Here is a 21,675-nt window from a genome sequence, read left to right as displayed (position 1 = left end):
CCCAGGGCCGAGGTCTTGGCAGGGCGCCGGGATACCGGCCCATCGACCGTCCGGGAGACTCCTGGACGGACTTTCATCGCAAGACGCTGAGCGCACTTGCCGCTTTTTGCCCCGATATCAGACGGTCGAATCCGGACCAGATTCCCATCGCCCCTGACACCGCTCGGGATCCCCCAAACAGTCATTCCCTCGCCTTTCTCTGTACGCAGAACGACACCGAAGCGCCTCAATTCCCCCGGAGTGCGCAGTCAGATCGGCCGGCCGTGCCATACTCTTCTTCCCTCTACGACAGGACTTCTGGGGATCGGATGACATTCCGCGGCTTGTTCATTGGAGTAGACAACTACCAGAATCCCGGTTTCCGGGCACTGGGTTTTGCCAAACGGGACGCCATCGCACTGCACGCCCTGCTCTCGGACAACTACCCGGGGCCGACCAGCCTAGTTCTGGACAGCGACGCCACCAAGGACAGATTGCTGACAGAAATGCGACAACTCGGGCGCGACAGCGAACCGGACGACTTCGTCATGATCACTTTCTCCGGTCACGGCACGCGTACCGCCGAGCTGGCCACCCATGACGCTGACCCGGCAAGACTGGCTGACACGGCGGTGCGTCTTGATGAGTTCACGGAGCTGATCGACGCGATCCCGTCGAAGAGGCTACTGGTGGCACTGGACTGCTGCTTCTCAGGTTCGGCACTGGCCAAGGTGCTGCCGGAACCGCAGGGCGGCTGCATGAGCCGCTCTTCAGAGCCCTCACCCCAGGACGTCCTGAGCAGAATCACCGGAAGCGGCCGACTCATCTTCACTGCAACCGGAAAGGACCAAGAGGCACAGGAGAGCCGGACGTTGCGCCACGGCCTCCTGAGCTACTACCTCATTCGCGCTCTCCTGGGGGACAAAAACCTGCCCAGTGATGGGAAGATCCGCCTGGGCAAGCTGACCGATTACCTATTCACGAAAATCAGTTCCCATAGACTTGAGCTGAAGAATGAATTCCAAGAACCGCGCTTCGGCGGTTGGGCCGGAGACCTGAGCTTCCCTGTCCTTAGGGCGGGTCCGCGCTACCACGCAACCGGCGACTCATGGAAACCCCCACGCATCACTCACGCCTTTTCAAGTCTTGGCACATACGGAATCCACGAGGACATCATCGCCGCCTGGCGCCAGAAGTTCGGTAAGCTCAATGACTTGCAGGTCCGTGCCGTCAATGAGGCAGTTCTGCTGGACGGAAACAGCGCTCTGGTGAGTGCGCCCACGTCAGCGGGGAAGACGATGATCGGCGAGATTGCCTCCCTGCGTGCCGTTGCCCAAGGCAGGAAGGCCGTCTTTCTACTGCCCACCCGTGCCCTTGTCAACGACCAGTACGACCGGTTCGTCGACCTGTACAGCGCCGCGGGAGTCAGAACGATCCGCGTCACGGGCGAGTTGCGGGACGACATCTCCAGACTCTTCAAGGGCTCCTACGAGCTGGCGATCCTCACCTACGAGAAGTACATCGGCCTCCTCTCCGGACATCCCGAACTCCTGGACCATGTCGGGGTCCTGGTGGTGGATGAGATCCACGCGCTGGCGCTGCCTGAGCGCGGACCGCTATTGGAGATGCTGTTCACTTGGATCAAGATGCGCAAGCGCCGCGGGCATGCCCTCCAGATCGTCGGTCTGTCCGCCGTGCTCGACGATGCCGACGGACTCGCGGATTGGCTCGACGCCACGCCCGTCCGGCATGAGAAACGAGAGACGGTCCTCAGGGAAGGCGTCATCGGAATGGACGGACGACTCGTCTCCCGGGCGGGTCCCGGAGGCGACCGGCCAGAAGACGGGGAAGAACGGGTCGAACAGTTCCTGCCGCACGCTGTCTCCTCCTTCGACCAGTTGCCAGTAGAACTCACGGCGCGACTGGTCGAGGAGGGAGACCAGGTCATCGTCTTCCGGGCCACTCGGCACGACGTCCGGACCACCGCACGAAGCCTCGCCCGACGCCTTGGCCTCCCGTCGGCCAAAACCGTGATCAGCGAACTACCCCAGGGGGACGACGGTCAGGTCAATGACCTGTTGCGCGAATGCCTGGCCAGAGGCGTCGCCTTCCATGTGTCCGACCTCAGCGACGAGGAGCGACGCCTGCTGGAGCAGTCGTTCAAGCAGCCTGAAAGCGGGCTGCGGGTACTCGTCTCGACGACGACGCTCGCCCAGGGAGTTAACCTGCCGGCGGACTCCGTCGTGATCTGTGAACTTGAGCACCCTGGCACGGGCGAACGCAAATACTCTGTACCCGAGTACAAGAACATGGCGGGTCGCGCCGGCCGCAAGGGACTCACCGAGCGAGGTCGCTCCTTCGTCCTGGCCGAGAGCCCACTGGAGGTCCAGAGGATCCGACAGGAGTACGTTCTCGCCGCGCCCGGCCCCATCCGGTCCGCTCTGCGCCACACGGCGACGGATCTACGATCGTCTGTGCTGTCCGCCTTCACCGGACCTGTCGCGCACCTGGGACGGTTGACCGACGAAGGCATCGAGGAGTTCTTCACCTGGACCTTCGCGGCGTACCAGCATCGCTGTGCGCCCTCGACGGCGCCTTTTCCAGGCCCGAGCCTGAGCACTGCCGTAGCGCAGCTGATCGAGAGCGGATTCCTGGAGAAGTCGGACTCCGGGCTCGCCCTGACCCGGCTGGGAGAGATCAGCATCCGGAGCGGCCTGAGTGTCGACTCGATCGATGCCGTTGTCCAGGCATTGAAGGCAGTACCCGACAATGGGATCAATCGGATGACTCTCATCTGCGCTGCGCATCTCACCGCGGAACTGCATGACGTCCGCTTCGAACAGCGCAGCCCCAGGCCGGACGCCGAGCGCAAGTCCTTCGAATCCGAGCTCAAGCGGCAGGGCGTTCCTGAGGCGCTGGTCGCCCGAGTACTCGGCACCCGGCAGCGGAACGGCTCTGGGCACGGTTGCGCCCGCAGTGCCCTCGCCTGTCTGATGTGGACGCGAGGCATGGCTCTGTCGCAGATCGAGAGGGCGATCACTTTGATGCTGCCCCCCACTGCAAGGAGCACCGGCCCAGTCCGCCAGGCAGCCCGCCGGGCAGCGGACGTCATGGGAGCGGTCCTGGACATCGCGGCGCATGTTTGCCCGTCCGCAGATCTCGGTGACCTGCCGGATCTCCTGCCGGTCCAGCTCGAGCTGGGCATCCCCAAGGAGTTCGTGCCGCTCGCCCGGCACACGGAACGAAGGATCCCCCGCCCGGTGTATCTGAGCCTTCTCCGTGAAGGGTTCGAGACCATCGATGCGATCGTCGCCGGTCATCAGCCCCTGCTGCTGGACGTGGCCGGCGGCGACAACCTCTTGTTGCGTAACTTGCTGGACGCGGCCACCGCTGCCCGGGCTGAGGCCGACCGGCCTGATCTCAGTGACCTGCTTCCGCTGCCAGTGGACTGATCACTGAACGACTCGCTCCCGTCCTTCCAGGCACGAGGACCGGCTCAATTCAAAAAGGTGTCAACGTCCAGCCGAGCCCGTACGAGCGGTTCGGTTCCAGATCGGTAAATGCAGCACTGGCCTCTCCCGCCGCGTCGACTTCCACCCCACCACGGCAGAGCGAGGTATCTCCCGCCTCCAGCGGGAGTTCGTCGTCGAGACGCCATACCCGATGCGGCGGACATCCGCCGAACCGGACTGTGAGATCGAACCGCTCACACGGGAACCTGGGGGTGCACACGTAGTACGGTGCGAGTGCCTCCCCCTCAGGCACCAAAGTGCGGAACGTCAATACATGGCTGTGCCCTGCATTGAGTGGACGAGGGAGTTGCACCCGAAGTCCCAGCCTGGTGGCTGACAGCCACGCGGATCCGGACGACGTACCACCCTGGAGCAGAATGATGTCGAAGCCCCCGGAGTCGACCGCGTGCCTCTCCCCGCCCATTGTCGCAAAAGTGGATGAGTGGAAAATGTCCGTCAAGCCATCGCGATGACTCACGATGCGTCGTTCTTCGATGACCTCGGTCCCCTGGGAACCGAGAAGAACAAGTGTCTTCAAGCTTCTGAGATGCCACGGGGTGCCAGGATGTCGGAGTCGTGGAGGAACCACGGCGGCCAGCGCCTCCTCGGCGAGGCGCTTGAACGCCTCATCGACCCGTCGGCGCGCCGTGCGTGTGTCACGGTCAAGTTCCATCGCGATCCTGCGCAGCCTGTGCTCGAACCGCTCGGTGCATGAGCCATCGAGCGCGAGGGCGACCCTGCTGTAGGAGGACAGATCGAGGGGGAGGGCGCAGGTCCGCTCCAGCAGGCAGGATTTAATCCTCTCGCGTTGTCTGGCCGGATCGTCCTCCGCGGCCACGCCCGCGATGTATCGCAGTGCGCTACCGACTCGCGAAAGCGCCTGAGGGTCTTCCATGCCGAATCCCTTACGCAGGTTCTTAAGCTCTGAAAGAACCTCCGACGCACTGAATTCCATATTGATCCCTTGTCTCTTTTCCCCACCAGGTGCCTAGCCCTACGTGGAAGCGGTGGTCCACTCCAGACGTAGCCGCGCTTCCCCTACCATGACAGGTGACAGCGGGGAAAGGATTTTATCGGCACGCGCCCATTGCTCGGCGGCTTCGGAATGCCGACCCGATGCGGCATACACATTACCCAGACCGACCAGCGCCCGAGCCCTCTCATAACTGCTCCCGAACCGTTCGGCCTGGACGGCGCCCAAGTCGTAGTAGAAGGCAGCGGCCTCGTGGTTGCCGGCTCTGAAGTAAGCCCAGGCAATGCAATTGGTCGACATCACTACATCCAGGCAGAGATCCAGGGTACGAAACACTTCACGGGCCTGCTTCGCATGGTGGACCGCATCCACGTACAGATCGAGCTCTGACTCCGTCAGCGCGATACCACGGAGCGTGATGGCCACGTTTCTGGCGTTCCCCAGGCGTCGGTAGTGGCTCAGCGCCACATGTAAGCCGCGCAGCGCTTCCTCGGGACTTCCCCGGTAGAGTTCCACCCACGCAAGGTTGCACAGAGTATCGATGATGCCACGCTCATCGTTCAGTTCTCGGAAAATCTGCATCGCCTCTTGATACCGCTCGACGGCAGCAGTCAGATTCCCTCGGTCCACGTATCCGATGCCCAGGTTGTTTAGCGATATCGCCAACCCTTGCCGATGTTTCGAAACCCGGGCCGCGTCAACCGCGACCAGATGGGTCTCGATCCAGGGATCCCACAATTTGTTGAGAAAGAAGTACTCACGCAGTGCAAACGCCAACTGCCAACACCGACTGTGCAACCCGCGCACAGCCGCCAGATGGCACATCCTCACCAGTCCGGTCCACTCCACGGCGATCCAGTCGAGCGCGAACTGACGGCCAGCGAACTTCTGATGGGCCAGAGGTTCCGCCGCCGAGTGCGGCAGCCGGTAGCGCTGCGGGGTGAGAAGCGCGTTGCTTTCCCCGATCCACAGCAACGCGTGATCGAGCAGCCGTTGGACGGAGGCGTCCTGGGCGGGCTGCGACACCCCGGGAAGAACCCTGCTACGGGCGAACTCACGGACGAGATCATGGAGGCTGATCCGATCAGCCGTGACATACGTCACCAGATGAGCGTCACTCAAGCGGTCGATCAGACTCCGCGCCGACAGCGGATCGACACCCGCCAGAGCGGTTACACTGCCGACCGACATCTCCAGCCCTGGATACAGGGTCAACAGGGCGAAGAGACGCCGTTGCTCACCGGTAAGCGCACGGCAGGAAACCGTCAGGGCCGCCGCGACACTGCGCTCGCCGTCGTCGAGCACCCCGAGCCGGGTCCTCTCATCGGCGAGCAGGCCCTCAAGCTCCCTGGGCGTCCAGGCCAAGTTGCCCCGGAACCTGGCCGCCGCGATGCGGATCGCCAGCGGCAGCCCACCACAATGCGCCACGATACGGGTGGCTGTGTCACGGTCAGCACAGTCGGCACGGTGGCCGCCGACAGAACGGAAGAGCGTGATCGCCTCTTCCTCTGCAAGCACATCCATCGGCAGATGCATCGCGTCGTCGAGGGCATGAAGTCGATTTCGACTGGTGACAATCACCCTGCACTTCTGTTCCGCTGGAAGCAACGGAATTACCTGCGCAGCATTGTAAGCATTGTCGAGAAATATCATTATTTTCTTTCCCTGCACAACACTCCGATACAGGTTTGCCCGAGCGTCGAAACCTGGAGGAATGCACTCGCCCGCAACTCCGAGCAGCCGGAGCAGCGCATCGAGCGCTGCATGGGGTGTGACACCCCTGCCGTCACGGGCGTCCCCACCGAGGTTGAGAAACAGGCAGCCGTCGGGGAACGACTCCGCCGCGTTCCAGATTCCACGCAACGCCAGGGCAGTCTTACCGACTCCAGCCATACCGTTGATCAGGCAAACATTTCCGCCTACATACTCATTGACGAATGCAGCTATATAATTCAGCTCCTTCGACCGCCCGATGAAGTGGCCTGTCACCGGCGGCAGCCCATTGAGTGCATCAGGAGCCAGCAAGGCAGACGTCTCATCCTGCTCTCCAGGTACCAACTCGGCCAACTCTCCGTCAGCGCACAACTCCCTGTCACACGCTTGAGCAAGAGCAGGACTTCCAGATGCCTTGCCGGTCTCCACTCTGCTCAGGTACCCCTTGCTGTAGTGGACACGCCGAGCCATTTCAGAGATTGACATCTGAGCCTCTTTGCGCCTACGCCGGAGCTCACTGCCAAAATTTATCGGATCGTCCATCGCGAACAATTCAACCTTTCTCTTCAGATTGAAAGACATATGCATTTCTATTTCAAATTACGAAACGACTGCCGCGACGATGGGTGTGCATGGAACCCTCCCTTCACTCCCGCCAGATCGAACAGATATGCGAGTAAGTGCATCGCGCACTCGCCGGCACGGAAGTAGCATCCCCGCATTCGACCGCCGATGGAATGGGTTTCCTGTTTCCAGAGGCAAAAGGAAACAGCAGAAAATGCGCGAGTTGCACTTTTTATGTAAAAAGTGCAAAGTGCCCTAATTTGCATGTTGGTCGGGACGGCGCGACAGTCCCTCACCCGGACGCGAAGAAGTCGAGTTCGTGCCGCCAGTCGACACGGTCGGCACAGTCGAGGGCGGGCGGTGGCAGCGGACGAAGAGCTGTTCGCTGGGGCGGTGGTCGCTGCAGTCCAGCGACTGGTCGGGGGTGCTCGTGTAGGGGGCCAGGGCCTCGGGTCACCCTCCGGCACGTCGTGCCACCGCTGTAAAGGACGATGTGGTGTGGCCGATCGGCATACGCAGCAGTGTGTTTTTGTTTGCGCCCTGCTCGATGAAGGCAGTGCGGGTGCTGGCCCAGTGGGTCGCCAGGCGGCTGAACGTGGGCAGTACGTGAAGGGCGAACAGGGGCTCGCCGGGCTGGGTAACGACACGGAAGTCCAGTTTATGCACGGCGTATCCGGTGCACTTGGGCTTCAGGGTCGTCCTCTTCGTGAGGTCGTCCCAACTGATGAGACTGCCCTGGGTGTCCATGCGCCAACGGATTCGGCGTATCCGGGGGCCGTCGGGGACTGGCAGGAATCTGTGGGCCAGGCGCTGCGTGAAGTTCCAGGCCGCGATACGGTCGAACCAGCCCGGGGCGTGCGGGGTGCCGTCCTCGGCGCCGCGGATGTAAGAGGCTAGATTGGGGTGTTCGACTTCGGCGGCAGCCAGCAGGGAGCAAGCGTGTTGGTGCCCTCGCCCTTGCCACTCTCTGACCGCAGTGGACAAGACCCAGGGGTCGAAGGGCGGTGTCCCAGTCGACGTCGGAGATGTAGTTGTTCGCGGCGACGGTAGGGTACCGGTCGCGCTGCCCTCCACGTCAGCCCCGTACGCAACAACGCGAACTGCAGGAACCCATTCCAGGCCAGGAAATTGGGCCCCATCAGCGGGCGCTGCCGCGCCAGCAGGGTGGCTGCCCAGGGATGCCACAGCATCGCCTGGCGCCACGTGTTAGCCAGGGCCACGATGTCGTCCCGCGGGTTCTCGGCCCGCTGATCCGGCAGCGAGGTCTCGCGGAAGATCGCGTCAACCGCCAGATCGATGACGTCGGCCTTGGTCGCCATATGCCAGTACAGGGTAGTGGCATATGGCTGAAGCCGCTCGGCCAGGTGGCGCATCGTCCGGGCCCCATCCCCTGCTCGTCGAGCAGGGGATGGGGCCCGGACGATGCGCTCCCGCGTCAGTGGCGGCTCTTCCTTCCAAGAAGCACTGGTGGACCCTGCCGTCGTGAGCCTTGCCCAGTTACTGACCTTGTGGGCGTGGTGTCGTCTGGGTAGTCCGGTTCCGGTGAGGCATCCGTTGATGAGTTCGGGCCGGTACTGGATCTGGCGCAGTCCTCGCCGGAGGGTGCTCATCAGGTGGGCTGGGTCCGTGAAGGCGGTGCTGGCCTGGCAGCGTCTGCGGAGTACGGACCAGATGCCTTCGACCGGGTTGAGCTGGGGCGCGTACGGTGGCAGGTAGTGAGCTCTGAGCCATTTTTGGCTGTTGATGAACGCGTGCAGTCGGCGGTCGCGGTGGACGGTGAAGTCGATCCAGGGCGCGGTTCCGGTCTTGTCGACCGGTCCGTTTCCCCGGGCCGCTTCCCGCGCCCGGCGTGCCCGTTTCCGAGCACCGGGCGCTCCACAAGTCCTGTTCAGAACACGTGTGCTGTCCTCATTCCAGGCCGGGCCATGGAGTCGGGATGACTGTTCCCCGGTAGCGGTAACGCGTGGTGGTTACCTTCGCGGGGTTGAACAGTGGCCTTTCCTCTGAGGCCGGCCACCATCCGACGTCGCAGTAGCGGCGGCGGAGGTCCTTCCATGTGGACCGGCGGTGTTTGCGGCGCAACCAGCTCCCGACCTGATGCCACGTGTAGTAGCTCAGGTAGGAGAAGGTCGCGCTGGACACGCCGGGCCGGAAGTAGACGCACCAACCCTTGAGCGCCGGGTTGAGCTGACGCAACAGGGCATCGAGCGGCTGGCTCGTGTCCGTTGTCCGGCACATCGTCCTGACCTTGCCCGTCATGGCCTTGACAGCCTTGCCGGACGGATAGGTGTAGATGTAGTGCCGGGTGCTGCCTCGTTTTCGGTGGCGTTGGATGCGCCAGCCGAGAAAGTCGAGGCCCTTGTCGATGTGGGTGATCAGAGTCTTCTCCGGTGACAGGCGCAGCCCCATACCGGACAGGACTTCTGCGATCTCTTCCCGGAGGGCTTCGGCATCGTCGTTCGTGCCCGACACCATCAAGCACCAGTCGTCCGCGTAGCGGACGAGCCGGTAGTTGGGCAGGCGGTGACAACGGCGCTTGGCTCTCTCCGTCTGGCTTGAGGCGGGTCCGCCAGGGCCTTGGGCAATGTGCTCGTCCAGGACCGTCAGGGCCACGTTGCTCAGCAGCGGTGGAAGGATCGAACCCTGCGGGGTTCCGGCGCTGCTGTCTCGCAGCATGCGGTCCTCGCCGAGGATGCCTGCTTTGAGGAACGCCTTCACCAGTGCCAGGACGCGCTTGTCTCCGATTCGTTCCCGCATCCGGTCCATCAGGGTCGGATGGGAGATCTCGTCGAAGCATGCCGTGATGTCGCCCTCGACGACCCACTCGTAGGAGCGGGACGCGAAGTAGCGCACCTCAGCCACGGCGTCGTGAGCACGACGATTCGGGCGAAACCCGTAGGAGCACGGGTAGAAATCCGCTTCGAAGATCGGCTCCAGCACCAGCTTCAAGGAAGCCTGCACAACCCGGTCGGCAATGGTGGCGATCCCCAGGCGGCGCAATTTACCGCCCGACTTCGGGATCATCCGTTCCCGCACCGGCAGCGGGCAGAAACTGCGGTCCTTCACCTGCGATCGCAGCCCGTCGAGGAAGTCCACGACGCCCTGCCCGGCCTCGATGGAACGGGCCGTGCGCCCATCCACTCCGGCTGTGCGCGCTCCCTTGTTTGCCCGCACCCGGTCCCACGCGACCAGAAGGAACGCGGGATCGGCAACGAGGTTGAACAGATCATTGAACCTGCGATGAGGGTCATCACGGGCCCAACAGTGCAGCTTGGTCTGGATTTTCAGTACCCTGCGCTCCGCTCCGAACAGAACGGAGTCAAGTTCGTCGGTATTCACCGGCGACAGCCTCCTGACTTTCCAGTACGTCCACTGCTGACTTGCTGGTCTCCTTCGCCATGTACGCGCCTCTCGCGCGCTCGGACTACTACGAGACCTCCGCCCCGCCCAACGGCCCTCAGTTGGCAACGGACCTGCCCGCCTCCGAACTGGCTGTCCGGCGGGAAGGGCGACCGCAGGCGGTTCCCACGTTCACTACAGAATCGATCAAGGAGGGAGGTGCCCGCCTCTACCCCGACAGCCTCGCCATGCCTACGCCGCAGACTTTCGGCATGGCCTCCCCACCGGGCCTCAAAACCGGCTTCGGAGTTGAACTTCACCCAGAAGAATGACAGTTCACGCGCTGCAACCCGGCCCGTATCCGTCAGGTTTGAGCCGAGCGGGACACTTACGGGGCGTCAGACGGCGGTTCCTCTCGTACACCTTCTCCTCGCTGCTTGCCGGACCCGGACCGTCTGACAGTGCCGACCCGTCCCGTCGTTGTCGGGGCTGCTTCCCGCCGCCACCTGCGTTCCCACGTGGCGACTGCCCCCAGCTTCACCGAGCGGCTGCGACCGCCCGGCGGTGGAGTCCTTTCACCCCCACTCGATTCCGTAGCGCCTCGTGGCGCACTTGAGGTGGTCCCAGACGAGCACGATCGGGCCGCCGGGCTGTCGGTGTGCCGCGATGAGGAGGTCGCGGTAGCCGGTCCACGCGAAGCTGCGGCGTCCGGCGGCTTCATGGTTCGGGTGGAGCATGGGCCGGTAGATGAGCCGTGAACGCTCGCCGGCTTTGCAGCAGGCCAGGGCCGCGATCGAGATCCGGCGCCGGGAGCGGCCTCTCACGGTGATGACCGGGGTGGTCCCGCGGCGGGACCAGGTGCGTGTGGTGGGCGGCGTTATCGGGAACCCGGCTTCGTCCTCGAAGACGAGGCAGGCGTCGAGCGCCGCCGCGGTGGTTCCACTCGGGGCCACATGTCCTTCACCCAGCCGGCCACCGCCGCCTCGTTCCGCTCGACCGCACGGCGGGCGGGGACCTGGTGGCTCCAGCCGTGCCGCCGCAGCATCTGGGAGATACCCGACAGCGTCATGGTCTTGTGGAAGCGTCTGCCGATCAGTGTTCTGATCCGGGCCAGGGTCCAGGTCTGGTCCGGCCAGCCGTGCGCGGCCGGACCCCTGGCGAGCTCTTCCTCCAGGGCGGCAAGCAGGTGCTCGTCCAGCTTCGGCCGGGACACCGGCCCACGGGACCGCAGCCCGGTGTCTCCCCGCTCCGTCCATGACCGCCGCCAGCGCTGGACCGACCGGACACCGACCCGTAACTCACGGGCGACCGAGGCGTTGTCCCGCCCCGCCGCGAACATCCCGGCCGCCTCCAGCAGGATGTACTCACGAAACACCTGCCGCTCAGGCGACAGACCCCCACCCTGCGGACACCTCATACACCCGGCCCACCGCAACGATCACAACCTGTCACCCCCGAACGACACCACACCTACAAGGTCAGTAATGGTTGTGCTGGACGTGACCATCGTGAACATCGCCCTGCCCTCGGCCCAGGCCAGCCTGGGCATGACGGACACCGACCACCACTGGGTGATCACGGCCTACGCCCTCGCGTTCGGCGGCCTCCTGCTCGTGGGCAGGCGGATCCGCGGTCCGATCGGCCACCGAAGGTCCTTCGTCATCGGCCTCGTCGGCTTCGCGCTGGCCCCCGCGCCCGGCGGTGCGGCGGGCAGCACGGGCACGCTCTTCGCCGCACGTGCCGGACAGGGCGTCTTCGCCCCACTCCTGGCCCCGGCAGCCCTGTCCCTCCTGCTCCTGACTTTCACCGACGGGCGTGAGCGCGGGACAGTCTTCGGCGTCTTCGCCGGCGGCGGTGCGGGCGGAGCAGCACTCGGCGTCGTGGTGGGGGCTGCTCACCGAGTACGCCGACCGACGCTGGTGCCCCTACATCAGCATCCCCATGACCGTAATCACCCTGATCGGCGTCCCGCTCCTTCTGCGTGACCGCCCCAGCGGCGATCTGCGCGGCCTGGACCTTCCCGGTGCGCGGCTCAGTACAGCGCGCCTCGTCGCACTCGTCTACGGCTTCGTCCAAGCGGAACCGCACGGCTGGGGCGACCCGGTGGTGCTCGCCCTGCTGGTCGTCGGAGTGCTTCTGTTGGGTCTGTTCGTCCTGGTCGAGGCCGGATCACAGCGCCCTCTGCTGCCCTTGCGCATCCTGGTCCACCAGGCCCGCGGCACCACGTTCGTCTCCGTGTGGCCGATGTTCGGCTTCTACCTCTTCGTGAGTTACTGCGCGCAGATGGTCCTCGGCTACTCGTCAGCCAAGGCGGGAATGACGCTGCTGGTGAACGCCGTGAGCACCACTGTCGGCGCGGTGCTCATCGCCGGAAGACCACGCCGTCGGGTCGCCCCGAACGTCCTGATCACGGGGAGCCTGCTGTCGTCCGCCGTCGGCATGCTGATCCTCACACGGCTGGAAGTGGACAGCTCCCACATGTTCCCGCTGGCGACGGCGACGAACAGGGCGGCAGTCGAGCTCGACCCGGCCGATGCGGGTGGCGCGGCGGCGGCCTACACCACGGTCCAGCAGGTGGGTACCGTGTTCGGCACCGCGCTGCTCAACCCCATCGCCACCAGCGTCACCGTGTCGTATCTGAACGATCACGGAACCGCCCGGAAGCCGTCGACACCGCCACGGTCCACGGCTGCACCGTGGCGCTCCGGGCGGCCTTCGGCATCCTCGTGTGCGGCGCGCTGATCGTCGCCCTGCTGTCCCCGGGCACCCACCGGACCCACGTCTGGAAGGGGCAGTCGGAGCGTCCGGCTGAAACCGTGCGGCCACTGAAGGGGGAGGAAAGAGGTTAAGGGACCAGTCCTGCACGGGTGACCGGACGGCCTCCGCTGTCGCCGATGGTTCCGTGTCTGTCATCGACCTGCCGTCGAGGGGTACCGCGCAGAGTCGCGCGGAGGTCGCCCACAACATCGACCAGGCGTGCACAGGCTCCGGGTTCTTCGTCAAAGACTCGGCGACGAGTGGGCGACACGGACCCTGGCCAACATCTGGCCGGAGAACCATCCGGAGTCCAGGCGGGCCTGGCAGGAGTACGTGTCCGCCGTGGGAGGCCGCCGCCCGGCTCCCCATGGGGTTCGCTCACGCCGTGCCGCGCCCGCCTGGCTCCGGTTCCCCGCCCAGTGCCGGGTAGTCGGTATAGCCATCCGCTCCGCCGCCGTAGAACCCGGTCGGACGGGGTTCGTTGAGCGAGGCGCCGATCCGGCAGCGGTGGACGAGGTCGGGGTTGGCGAGGTAGTCGCGGCCGAAGGAGACCAGGTCGGCGCCGCGGGCGAGGGCTCCGGCGGCGGCGTCCTCCTTGCCCGTTCCGGCGGGCGGCGGTGTGACGACCAGGGCGGTCGGCCAGGACGCGCGTATCACCGCGTCGAGTTCGGTGCCGGTCTCGCTGTGGTGGAGGTAGGCGAGGCCGAGCGGGGCCAGGTCGCGGACGAGGGTGGTGTAGGTGGTGCAGGGGTCGGCTTCGGTCAGGTCTCCATAGGGGTTCGAGGGCGAGATGCGCAGGCCGGTGCGGTGGGGGCCGATGGTGGCGGCGACGGCGCGGGTGATCTCGGTGGTGAGGCGGATACGGCCGTGGGCGTCGCCGCCCCAGCGGTCGGTGCGGGTGTTGGCGTCGTCGGCGAGGAACTGGTGGAGGAGGTAGCCGTTGGCGGCGTGGATCTCCACGCCGTCGAGCCCGGCGGCGACGGCCCGGCAGGCGGCGTTCACGAAGTCGGCGACCAGACCGGTGATCTCCGCTTCGGCGAGGGCACGGGGGACCACCGCCGGGGCCCGGCCCGAGGGGGTGAAGATCTCGGTACGGGCCGCCACGGCGGAAGGGGCGACGGGCCGGGCGCCGTCGGGGAGGAAGTCCGGGTGGGCGAGGCGTCCGGCGTGCATGAGCTGGAGGAAGACACGTCCGCCCGCCGCGTGGACCGCGTCGGCGACCGCCGCCCAGCCGTCCTGGTGGGCGTCGGTGAACAGGCCCGGCGCATGGGGGCCGATCGCGCCGAGGGCGGCGGGGTGGGTTCCCTCGGCGACGATCAGACCGGCCGTGGCGCGCTGGCCGTAGTACTCGGCCATGAGCGCGCTCGGCGTGCCGTCCTCGTGGGCCCGGGCCCGGGTCATGGGGGCCATGACCATGCGGTTGGCGAGGGTGAGGGCGCCGAGGCGGACGGGCTGGAAGAGGGCGGCGGGGGCGGACATGGCGAAGTGCCTTTCTCGGTGGGGGCGGAGTGCCTTCTCGGCGGGGACGGTCAGAGGTTCCAGGTCCTGGCGAGGAGTTCGTAGGACCTCAGCCGGGTGGCGAAGTCCCACGCCTCAGAGACGATCATGAGTTCGTCGGCCCCGGTGCGCTCGGCGAGGTCTTCCAGCCCCGCGCGGACGGTGTCGGGGGTGCCGACGAAGGACTCGCGGAGCATGGCGTTCACCATCTGTGCCTCCTGCGGTGCCCAGACACGGTCGATGTCGTCGACCGGGGGCAGTATCCGCATCTCTCCCCGGAAGTGGGTGAGGAACTTCTGCCGCAGGGTGGAGAACGTACGGACGGCCTCCTTCTCGGTGTCGGCGACGACGGCGTTGGCCGCGACGATCGCGTACGGCTCCGGGTGCGCGGCCGAAGGCCGGTACTCGGCGCGGTACCGCTCCAGGGCCTCGTCGAGCCGGTCGGGCGAGAAGTGCGACGCGTGGACGAAGGGCAGGCCCTCGCGGGCGGCGAGTGCCGCGCCGAAGGTACTGGACCCGAGGATGTACACGGGGACGTCGGAGCCCTCGCCGGGGATGGCGCGGACCTTGCCCTTCCCGTCTCCGGGCGCGAGGTAGCCGCGGAGTTCGGCGACCTGCTCCGGGAAGTCGAGACCGCCCTTGTGGTCGCGGCGCAGGGCCCGGGTGGTCCAGGGGTCGGTGCCGGGGGCACGGCCGAGGCCGAGGTCGATCCGGCCGGGGTGGTAGGCCGCGAGGGTGCCGAACTGTTCGGCCACGACATACGGGGCGTGGTTGGGCAGCATGACGCCGCCCGCGCCGACCCGTATCCGCTCGGTGGCGGCGGCGACCCGGCCGATCATGATGGAGGTCGCGGAGCTGGCCATGGCGGTGGTGTTGTGGTGCTCGGAGATCCAGAAACGGTGGTAGCCGTACGCCTCAATGGCGCGGGCCAGTTCGACGGTGTTGGCGAGGGCTTCGGCCGGGCCGTGGCCGTGGCGGATCGGGGAGAGGTCGAGAACGGACAGCGGGATGTTCGTGGTGCGGGTGCGCATCGGGGATTCTTTCGGGAGCGGCGGGCCGGGCGGCCCGCCGGGGTCGGCTTCAGGAGAGGGTGAGGACGGCCTTGCCGGGGAGCCGGCTGCCGGCCACAGCGGCGATGGTGTCGACGGTGTCAGTGGCGGCCCAGTCGCCGCGCCGGGCGATGTGCGGGCGCAGCCGTCCGGCGGCGGTCTCGGCGGCGAGCCAGGTCAGGTCCTGGTCGATACCGCCCTCCGCCATCAGGAAGAAGGTGTGGACGGCGCGGTGGTGGCGGGCCGGGTCCGCGAGCAGCGTTCCCGGTCCGAAGACCGTGTCCTGGCCGGAGGCGGCTCCGGCCAGGACGAGCACTCCGCCCTCGCCGAGGGCCTGGTAGGCGGCGGGGAGGACGGACCCGCCGACGGTGTCGAGGACACCGTGCACGGGTGCGGTGACGGCGGCGGGGCCGGCGACGACCTCGTGCGCGCCGAGCGCGAGCAGTTCCTCCGTGCGGGAGGTGTCGCGGGAGACGGCCGTGACATGGGCCCCGGCGCGTACGGCGAGCTGGATCGCGAAGCGTCCCACCGCGCCCGTCGCGCCGGTGATCATCACCCGGCGGCCCAGGACCGGACCGAGGCGGCGCAGCCCGCGCAGCGCGGTTCCGGCGGCGACGGGCAGGGTGCTCATCACCGCCGGGTCGGCGCCGTCGGGGACGGTACCGATCAGCGCGGTGTCCACGGCCTGGAGCTCCGCCCACGCGCCGGAGAGGCCGAGGGTGATCACCGGGGTGCCCGCGGCCGGCCCGGAGCCGTCGGCCGCCGCGCGTTCCACGACCCCGGCGGCGTCCCAGCCGATCACCGCCCCGTCGGGCGCCTGCGGCAGGACATACCGGAACTCGGCCGGATTGAGCGAGACCGCCCGTACCCGCACCAGTGCCTGATGGGCGGCGGGTACCGGGTCGGTCGTCCCGGCGAGCCGGAGCCCGCCCGGGGCGGAACGGTCGACGATCAGGGCACGCACAGGGTTCTCCTCACGATCACGGTTCAATATGCCACTCAGTGGCACTTGCCTACAGATGCCAAACAGCAGAGGGAGGCTTCTGTATTCCGGGAGCGTTTTCCCTAGACTCGAAGACATGACCACGACAGCCGAGGACCGACGCACCGCCGGGGATTCCCGCACCGCCGAGGAGCACCGGCTCCGGGAGCTGCCGCTGCGGGAACGCAAGCGGCTCCGCACCCGCCGGGCGCTGATCGAGACCGCCCTCGCCCGTTACACCCGCGACGGCTTCGAGCACACCACCCTGGACGACCTCACCGACGCCGTGGAGGTCTCCAAGCGGACCTTCTTCCGCTACTTCTCCTCGAAGGAAGACGTCGCGCTCGCGCCGGAGAAGGAGTTCTGGGCCGCCTGCCTGGACGTCCTGGGCGACTGCGATCTGTCCGGGCCCGTCCTGGACGTCTTCCGCCGCGCGCTGATCACCACTCTGGAGCGGATGGACGAGACGTGGGAGCACCAGTTCGCGCGGAGTCGGCACCTCGTGGAGACCACCCCCGCGCTGACCGCCGCGAGCCTTCAGTACTGCGCCGAGACCTCCACCGCCATCCTCGGCCTCCTCGCCCGCAGGCTGCCCCCCGGCGACGCGGATGACGTACGGCTGCGCATCGCCCTGGAGATCACCGTCGCGGCCTGGCGGTGCGCGCTGCACGACTGGGCCGCCCCCGCCGCGACCGCCGACCGCGCGCACCTGATCGCGCTCACCGACCGGGCCTTCGCCGCCGTGCCCGAGGCCGTCGGCCACACCGCGGCGGGCCACGGCGCCTCCCCCGGCCCCCGCCACGCCTGACCGGATCTCCGGCGTACGGGTTCATCACCCCGGGGCGTGCACGTCGACTCCGGAATGCCACCGGACCTCAGCCGATGGCCGCCTGCGGGGCGCCGGCCGGGCGTGCCCCCGCGGGCTCCGGTTCCGCGCCCCCGGTCGGGGCGCCGGTGAACTGGGGCAGGGTCGGGGCGCCGACGGGCAGGGCGCGGGCGGCGGCGGGGCGGAGTCCGTCGAGGATCACGCCGAGGTAGCGGTCCCACAGCTCGGGCGAGCCGTCGGCGATGCTGAGGACGGCCTGGGAGGCGGCGGTCTGGAGCAGCACGATGTCGACGCCGGTGACGTCGTCGCGGACGGTGCCGGTGCGCTGGGCGCGGGTGACGAGGATGTCGGCGACCTCGGCGAGGCGTTCGCGGGAGGCGCGGACGCTGGCCTCGCTCGGTGAGAGCGCGGTGGCGGCCTGGCAGAACGAGCGGTCGCGGGCCTGGAGCTCCACCCCGGCGCGCATGAACGCGGCCAGCGCCGCCTCGGGGTCGGCGGAGAGGGAGAGTCGCAGGCCGGTCATCACCAGCTCCTCCAGCCGGTCACTGAAGATCTCGGCGAGGAGCTGTTCCTTGGTGTCGAAGTGGCGGAAGACCGTGCCCTTGCCGATCCCGGCGCGCTGGGCGATCCGGGTGATGGACACATCCATGCCGTGCTCGGCGAACTCGGCGGCGGCGGCGTCGATCAGCAGGCTCCTGTTGCGCACGGCGTCGGCTCTCTTCATGCCCTCATCATACCTAACCGGACCATGCGGTCACATTTCTTCCACGAAGCGGACCGTACGGTCACTTTCTCTGGTACGGTTCACAACGTGACCGGGTGGTCCGGTTACCGGAGTGGTGCTCCGCGCCCCTCCCACCCCCGTGCTGTACGCAGGAAAGGGACAACCGTCATGACCGACGTCCGCGGCTACGCGACCGGCCCGATCAAGGCCGAAGCCGCCTTCACCTCCGACTTCCCCCTGGACGACCGCTACTCCACCCAGGACATCGCCGACATGCTGGAGCGCGAGCGCCCCAACATGGACATCCGCCCCGGCATGCGCCACAAGTACACGCCGCTCCGCTTCGACCCGGCCACCGGCGTGAAGTACATCGGCGGGCGCTACCTCTTCGACACCTGGGAGAACGTCCTCGACTACAACCACTTCACCAACGAGGAGCTGTACCCCGAGCCGGGCGTCAAGTTCTGGTCCCGCTTCCCGGGCGTGGACAAGCACTACTGGCGGGTCACCGGCGCCCACGACTTCAAGCCGATGGCCACCGCCCACCACGTCAACCGCTTCGAGCGCTACTCCTACACCAACGAGAACGTGGCCGAACTGCTGGAGTCGGTGTGGGAGACCATGCGCGACGACGCCGAGGCCCGCGGCCTGTCCAGCATCTGGCTGATGTTCCAGCCGGAGGAGAAGCAGATCGGCATCCTGACCGTCGCCGAGAAGTCCGGCGACACCGACCCGGCGGTCGCCGTCTCCCAGGGCCTGGAGTACCTGGAGCGGCTCAACGCCTTCGGCCGCTTCCTCCCCAAGGAGCTGGACACCACCGCGCTGATGGACCGCACCAGCCTCATCATCTCCTCCTGGCTCCCCGAGTCCCGGGCCCTGGGCGGCGCCCACTCGTCCTTCGACGTCTCCCCGCCCCACCCGTCCCCGCAGATCTGACCCCGGCAACGGAACAGACGGCACAGACGGCACAACCGAACAGCGACACGGCCGGTACCCGGCCCGGAACCACCGTGTTCCGGGCCGGGTACCGGCCGTTCAGGGGAGCCGTGGCCGCGATGCAGGTCAGCCGAGGAAGCTCAGCCGTACCTGCCGCTCGGCATTGTCGACGTTGGTGTCCGCCAACCTCCGTTAAGGCAACCACAAGGGTAGCTGCCGCCCTTGACCTAACCTGTCACCCGAACCTGCGCCAGACCCCCGTCGGCCGCGAGCGTTCGCCCAAACATGTCACCTCCGCTGAGCAGGCGCCGCAGGATTGGGTACGCGCCGGTTAAAGACCCATACGCCCTGTGAGTGAGTCGCTCCCATGACCCTCCCCGCGCCCCGCAGCCACGGATTCGCCCGTTGGAACGGTGCGAAGTTGTCGTTGGAGACAATGAGCCCGCCGACCTCGTGAGCGATGCTGATCACCAGCGCGTCGCCGCGGCCCTCGGTTCCGGCCGGGGGCTGCACCACACTGCCGTCGGCGATGGCCGCCTCCACGAGAGGCCGTTCCTCGGTCGACACGTCGTGACGGAGGGTGGCGTCGACCACGACGTGGATGTCGCTGTCGGGGTGCTTGAAGCGCAGCGACCGCACGGCGGCTTGCAGTGCCGCGAAACTCGGCTTGCCGCCCATCGTGCGCGGAGGCCGCCCGTTCCACGCGAGGTTGGATCCGTCGATGACGAGCGGCGGCGCGACAGCCGGCGCTGCGGCCGTCGGGGCTGCGGAACGAGGCGGGGCGGGCTTGGCCACACCGTTGCTCCGGCCGTCGGCGCCCGCCCTCTGGGGGTGAGTCGGCGTGGTCACGGCTCGGGCGGCCGGGGCAAGGGCGAGCAACCGGTCGAGTTCCTTCCTCACCTCCGGCAGCACGTTCCCGTCCCCGAACACCTTCACCTCGCCGTCGAGGACCACCTCACCGGTCTTCTGCAGAGTCGCCCGGACCGTCAGCAGCCCTTCCTTGCTGTAGGCGTACTCCAAGTCGAAGACACCGTCCTCGGCTCTGCACTGCCGGGGATAGGTCAGGATCAGGTCGGTCAGTTTGACATTGTCCGGGTGGTCGACCTCGCGGTCCGGGTCTCCTTCCCACACCTCCACGGTCAACCTCTTGAGGTTGTCCTTCGTCGGCTCGTACGACTTCACACGCTGCTGCGGCAGGCGCTGGTTTCGGCCGATGAGTGCGCTGAACTTCCGTCTGCCCTCACGGTCCTTGGTGATGGTGCCCAGGGCATGTGTGTTCACCACACGGATGGTGCTCTTCAGCTCCTCGTCCATGGCTGCGGCGCAGATGGCCGCTCCCTCGGCCACCGCAGTCATCGGGTCGCACATGATTGTGTCCACGAGCTCGCAGTCGAGCGCCTCCGAGACTGCGGCGCGCACCGCCGGGATCTGGCTGCTGCCGCCGATCATCAGTACCGCGGTGAGGCCCCGCGGGTCGATCCGGGCCTGCTCCAGGCATTCCTCCACCGGGTCCAAGGCCCGGTCAATGAGGTCCTGGATCGCCTCGGAGAACTCGTCCTGCCCGATCTCGACGGTGATGTCGTCGGGCGTCAGGACGCGGACCGACTCCTGATGGGAGAGGAGGATCTTGGCCCGCTCGATCTCCAAGGCGAACATCCGATTCTGGGAATCGCTCCAACGCCCCCGCACCGGCGCCCGGTCCAGGACCATGCGGCGGAGCCGAGCGTCGATCTCCAGGCCGCCTAGGCGGTTGACTCCCCTGCTCGCCTTCTCGTCGAAGAACCCGTCGTCGTGCAGGAGGAGGGTGGAGTCCATCGTGCCGCCACCCCAGTCGAAGACCAGGAACTCGCCGTCGACCTCCATCTCGTGGGCATACGTGATCGCCGCCGCCGTCGGCTCGTTCAACAGCATGCGGACCGTGAGCCCCGCGGCACGCGCGGCTTCGCGGGTCCGGTAACGGGCCGCACCGGTCGCGTTGGCGGGCACGGTGATGACGGCGTCGTGGATCTCGGTGGCGGCCTCTTCCTGTGCCGCGCCCGCGATGGCGTGGAAGACGCCGGCCGCCGCAGTGGTCGCGGCGAACCGCTCACCGCCCAGCTGGACGAAGGGCTCCTCTCGCAGCATCCGCTTGCACGCCTCGACTGCCTGCTCGGAGCGGAGTTTCGCCTCCCAGCCGAACAGGGTGCCCGGCCGTAGGGAACTTGTACCGACGACCGACGGGTAGAGCAGCTCGAACCCCTCGCGCCTCCAGTTCGCGTCCAGACCCTGCCCGCCGATCTCCAGGATCTCGACGTACTCGCCGTTCCACTGAGCCACGACCGAGTTGGTGGTCCCGAAGTCGATTCCGGTGGCCGTCATGCTTCCTCCCCCGCCTTCGCGCCCGCAGGTCCGGTGATGCGCCGGAGCTGCCCCGCGAGAATGACCTTCCCCGTCAACTCGTCCACGTACGCAGGGCTCAGCAGCTCGAAGGCGTCCCCCTCTCCCTCGGTCACCACGAACCGGTCGCTCTCCTCCGGCTCCGTGACCCGCAGCAGTCGCAGTTCCCGCAGGTGAGCCGCCATCGCACCCCCGACGGTCTCGCGGCTGTCCCCGGCCCGGGACCAGAGCAGCGCGTCGATCTCGGCAAGCCGTCCGGCGAACTGAGCGCGTGTGCGGAACTCGTCCAGGACCGCCCGGCGCACCGCTGCGGTGAGCGCACCGGCCGGGGGTGTCCCCTCGGCTCCGGCAGCCTCCAGTGCCTCCGAAACGCAGGCCGCCACACCTTGGATGACTGTCATCGCGTCGATCGGAGCAGGATGCGGCGGAGCTTTGACGACACTGGTCT

18 protein-coding genes and 1 pseudogene are annotated in these 21,675 nt (G+C 67.1%); 5 read left to right on the top strand and 14 right to left on the bottom strand.

All coding sequences use genetic code 11. The features are described from left to right. Positions 1 to 323 precede the first annotated feature (323 nt). A complete protein-coding gene (locus CRV15_RS26120) occupies positions 324 to 3,431 on the top strand; it encodes a DEAD/DEAH box helicase (RefSeq protein ID WP_003955317.1) in 3,108 nt (1,035 codons plus the stop codon). Between the two features lie 49 nt (positions 3,432 to 3,480). Here CRV15_RS26120 and CRV15_RS26115 read toward each other — a convergent pair whose 3' ends face one another. The 8 genes and pseudogenes from CRV15_RS26115 to CRV15_RS26075 form a co-directional block, all read right to left on the bottom strand. Next, entirely contained in the window at positions 3,481 to 4,446 is a 966-nt protein-coding gene (locus CRV15_RS26115) for a hypothetical protein (protein WP_003955319.1), read from the bottom strand. A gap of 39 nt (positions 4,447 to 4,485) precedes the next feature. Beyond that, a complete protein-coding gene (locus CRV15_RS26110; RefSeq protein ID WP_230864091.1) occupies positions 4,486 to 6,759 on the bottom strand; it encodes a helix-turn-helix domain-containing protein in 2,274 nt (757 codons plus the stop codon). A gap of 435 nt (positions 6,760 to 7,194) precedes the next feature. Next, positions 7,195 to 7,725 carry a pPIWI_RE module domain-containing protein gene (locus CRV15_RS26105; protein ID WP_003955321.1) on the bottom strand — a complete coding sequence of 177 codons (531 nt, stop codon included), beginning with the start codon at positions 7,723 to 7,725 and terminating at the stop codon, positions 7,195 to 7,197. Then, positions 7,635 to 8,060 (bottom strand): hypothetical protein, encoded by a 426-nt coding sequence (locus CRV15_RS36875; protein ID WP_162925172.1) that lies wholly within the window; start codon positions 8,058 to 8,060, stop codon positions 7,635 to 7,637. The genes CRV15_RS26105 and CRV15_RS36875 overlap by 91 nt, the downstream gene beginning before the upstream one ends. A gap of 210 nt (positions 8,061 to 8,270) precedes the next feature. Beyond that, positions 8,271 to 8,510, bottom strand: a pseudogene (locus tag CRV15_RS36870) (transposase); the annotation flags it as partial. 139 nt (positions 8,511 to 8,649) lie between these two features. After that, on the bottom strand, positions 8,650 to 10,080 hold the full coding sequence (ltrA, locus tag CRV15_RS26090) for a group II intron reverse transcriptase/maturase (RefSeq protein WP_009995324.1): 1,431 nt from the start codon (positions 10,078 to 10,080) through the stop codon (positions 8,650 to 8,652). A 575-nt stretch (positions 10,081 to 10,655) separates the two neighbouring features. Then, positions 10,656 to 10,904 carry a transposase gene (locus CRV15_RS26080; protein ID WP_420903226.1) on the bottom strand — a complete coding sequence of 83 codons (249 nt, stop codon included), beginning with the start codon at positions 10,902 to 10,904 and terminating at the stop codon, positions 10,656 to 10,658. Positions 10,905 to 10,957: 53 nt separating this feature from the next. Then, on the bottom strand, positions 10,958 to 11,455 hold the full coding sequence (locus CRV15_RS26075) for a winged helix-turn-helix domain-containing protein (protein WP_009995325.1): 498 nt from the start codon (positions 11,453 to 11,455) through the stop codon (positions 10,958 to 10,960). 109 nt (positions 11,456 to 11,564) lie between these two features. Here CRV15_RS26075 and CRV15_RS26070 point away from each other — a divergent pair, with 109 nt between their 5' ends. Together CRV15_RS26070 and CRV15_RS26065 are read left to right on the top strand one after the other, a co-directional pair. Then, on the top strand, positions 11,565 to 12,065 hold the full coding sequence (locus CRV15_RS26070; protein ID WP_003959504.1) for an MFS transporter: 501 nt from the start codon (positions 11,565 to 11,567) through the stop codon (positions 12,063 to 12,065). Then, positions 12,022 to 12,822, top strand: a complete 801-nt coding sequence (locus tag CRV15_RS26065) for an MFS transporter (protein ID WP_009995326.1) — start codon at positions 12,022 to 12,024, stop codon at positions 12,820 to 12,822. Before CRV15_RS26070 ends, CRV15_RS26065 begins: the two co-directional genes overlap by 44 nt. Positions 12,823 to 13,215: 393 nt before the next feature. On the opposite strand, the gene CRV15_RS26060 is transcribed toward CRV15_RS26065, so the two are convergent. From CRV15_RS26060 to CRV15_RS26050, 3 genes are read right to left on the bottom strand one after another with little or no spacing between them, the layout of a single operon-like run. Beyond that, the gene (locus CRV15_RS26060; protein WP_003955329.1) at positions 13,216 to 14,316 is read right to left on the bottom strand and encodes an alkene reductase; all 1,101 of its coding nucleotides are present in this window, start codon (positions 14,314 to 14,316) and stop codon (positions 13,216 to 13,218) included. Positions 14,317 to 14,366: 50 nt separating this feature from the next. Then, positions 14,367 to 15,365 (bottom strand): LLM class flavin-dependent oxidoreductase, encoded by a 999-nt coding sequence (locus tag CRV15_RS26055; RefSeq protein WP_003955330.1) that lies wholly within the window; start codon positions 15,363 to 15,365, stop codon positions 14,367 to 14,369. 49 nt (positions 15,366 to 15,414) lie between these two features. Next, on the bottom strand, positions 15,415 to 16,347 hold the full coding sequence (locus CRV15_RS26050) for a zinc-binding dehydrogenase (protein WP_003955331.1): 933 nt from the start codon (positions 16,345 to 16,347) through the stop codon (positions 15,415 to 15,417). 115 nt (positions 16,348 to 16,462) lie between these two features. Between CRV15_RS26050 and CRV15_RS26045 the strand changes: the two genes are divergently transcribed. Beyond that, positions 16,463 to 17,173, top strand: coding sequence for a TetR family transcriptional regulator (locus CRV15_RS26045; RefSeq protein ID WP_009995331.1), 711 nt, complete (start codon positions 16,463 to 16,465; stop codon positions 17,171 to 17,173). A 67-nt stretch (positions 17,174 to 17,240) separates the two neighbouring features. Here the strand turns inward: CRV15_RS26045 and CRV15_RS26040 are convergent, their stop codons facing one another. Next, on the bottom strand, positions 17,241 to 17,915 hold the full coding sequence (locus CRV15_RS26040) for a TetR/AcrR family transcriptional regulator (RefSeq protein ID WP_003959507.1): 675 nt from the start codon (positions 17,913 to 17,915) through the stop codon (positions 17,241 to 17,243). Between the two features lie 168 nt (positions 17,916 to 18,083). Here CRV15_RS26040 and CRV15_RS26035 point away from each other — a divergent pair, with 168 nt between their 5' ends. Further along, positions 18,084 to 18,851, top strand: coding sequence for a hypothetical protein (locus tag CRV15_RS26035; protein ID WP_003955334.1), 768 nt, complete (start codon positions 18,084 to 18,086; stop codon positions 18,849 to 18,851). Between the two features lie 288 nt (positions 18,852 to 19,139). Here CRV15_RS26035 and CRV15_RS26030 read toward each other — a convergent pair whose 3' ends face one another. Continuing rightward, entirely contained in the window at positions 19,140 to 21,209 is a 2,070-nt protein-coding gene (locus CRV15_RS26030; protein ID WP_003959510.1) for an Hsp70 family protein, read from the bottom strand. Further along, positions 21,206 to 21,628 (bottom strand): hypothetical protein, encoded by a 423-nt coding sequence (locus CRV15_RS26025; protein ID WP_230864092.1) that lies wholly within the window; start codon positions 21,626 to 21,628, stop codon positions 21,206 to 21,208. Before CRV15_RS26025 ends, CRV15_RS26030 begins: the two co-directional genes overlap by 4 nt. Positions 21,629 to 21,675: the final 47 nt, after the last annotated feature.

The organism is Streptomyces clavuligerus, from assembly GCF_005519465.1.
Taxonomy (GTDB): Bacteria; Actinomycetota; Actinomycetes; order Streptomycetales; family Streptomycetaceae; genus Streptomyces; species Streptomyces clavuligerus.
The sequence above is the reverse complement of the archived record's forward strand: the minus strand, read 5'-3'. Positions and strand labels throughout refer to the sequence as shown.

Coding starts and splice junctions, on each gene's coding strand:
- CRV15_RS26115 (WP_003955319.1), bottom strand. CDS start 4,446: ATGGAATTCAGTGCGTCGGAGGTTCTTTCAGAGCTTAAGAACCTGCGT.
- CRV15_RS26110 (WP_230864091.1), bottom strand. CDS start 6,759: ATGTCTTTCAATCTGAAGAGAAAGGTTGAATTGTTCGCGATGGACGAT.
- CRV15_RS36875 (WP_162925172.1), bottom strand. CDS start 8,060: ATGGCGACCAAGGCCGACGTCATCGATCTGGCGGTTGACGCGATCTTC.
- CRV15_RS26070 (WP_003959504.1), top strand. CDS start 11,565: ATGGTTGTGCTGGACGTGACCATCGTGAACATCGCCCTGCCCTCGGCC.
- CRV15_RS26065 (WP_009995326.1), top strand. CDS start 12,022: ATGACCGTAATCACCCTGATCGGCGTCCCGCTCCTTCTGCGTGACCGC.
- CRV15_RS26060 (WP_003955329.1), bottom strand. CDS start 14,316: ATGTCCGCCCCCGCCGCCCTCTTCCAGCCCGTCCGCCTCGGCGCCCTC.
- CRV15_RS26055 (WP_003955330.1), bottom strand. CDS start 15,365: ATGCGCACCCGCACCACGAACATCCCGCTGTCCGTTCTCGACCTCTCC.
- CRV15_RS26045 (WP_009995331.1), top strand. CDS start 16,463: ATGACCACGACAGCCGAGGACCGACGCACCGCCGGGGATTCCCGCACC.
- CRV15_RS26040 (WP_003959507.1), bottom strand. CDS start 17,915: ATGAAGAGAGCCGACGCCGTGCGCAACAGGAGCCTGCTGATCGACGCC.
- CRV15_RS26035 (WP_003955334.1), top strand. CDS start 18,084: ATGACCGACGTCCGCGGCTACGCGACCGGCCCGATCAAGGCCGAAGCC.
- CRV15_RS26030 (WP_003959510.1), bottom strand. CDS start 21,209: ATGACGGCCACCGGAATCGACTTCGGGACCACCAACTCGGTCGTGGCT.
- CRV15_RS26025 (WP_230864092.1), bottom strand. CDS start 21,628: ATGACAGTCATCCAAGGTGTGGCGGCCTGCGTTTCGGAGGCACTGGAG.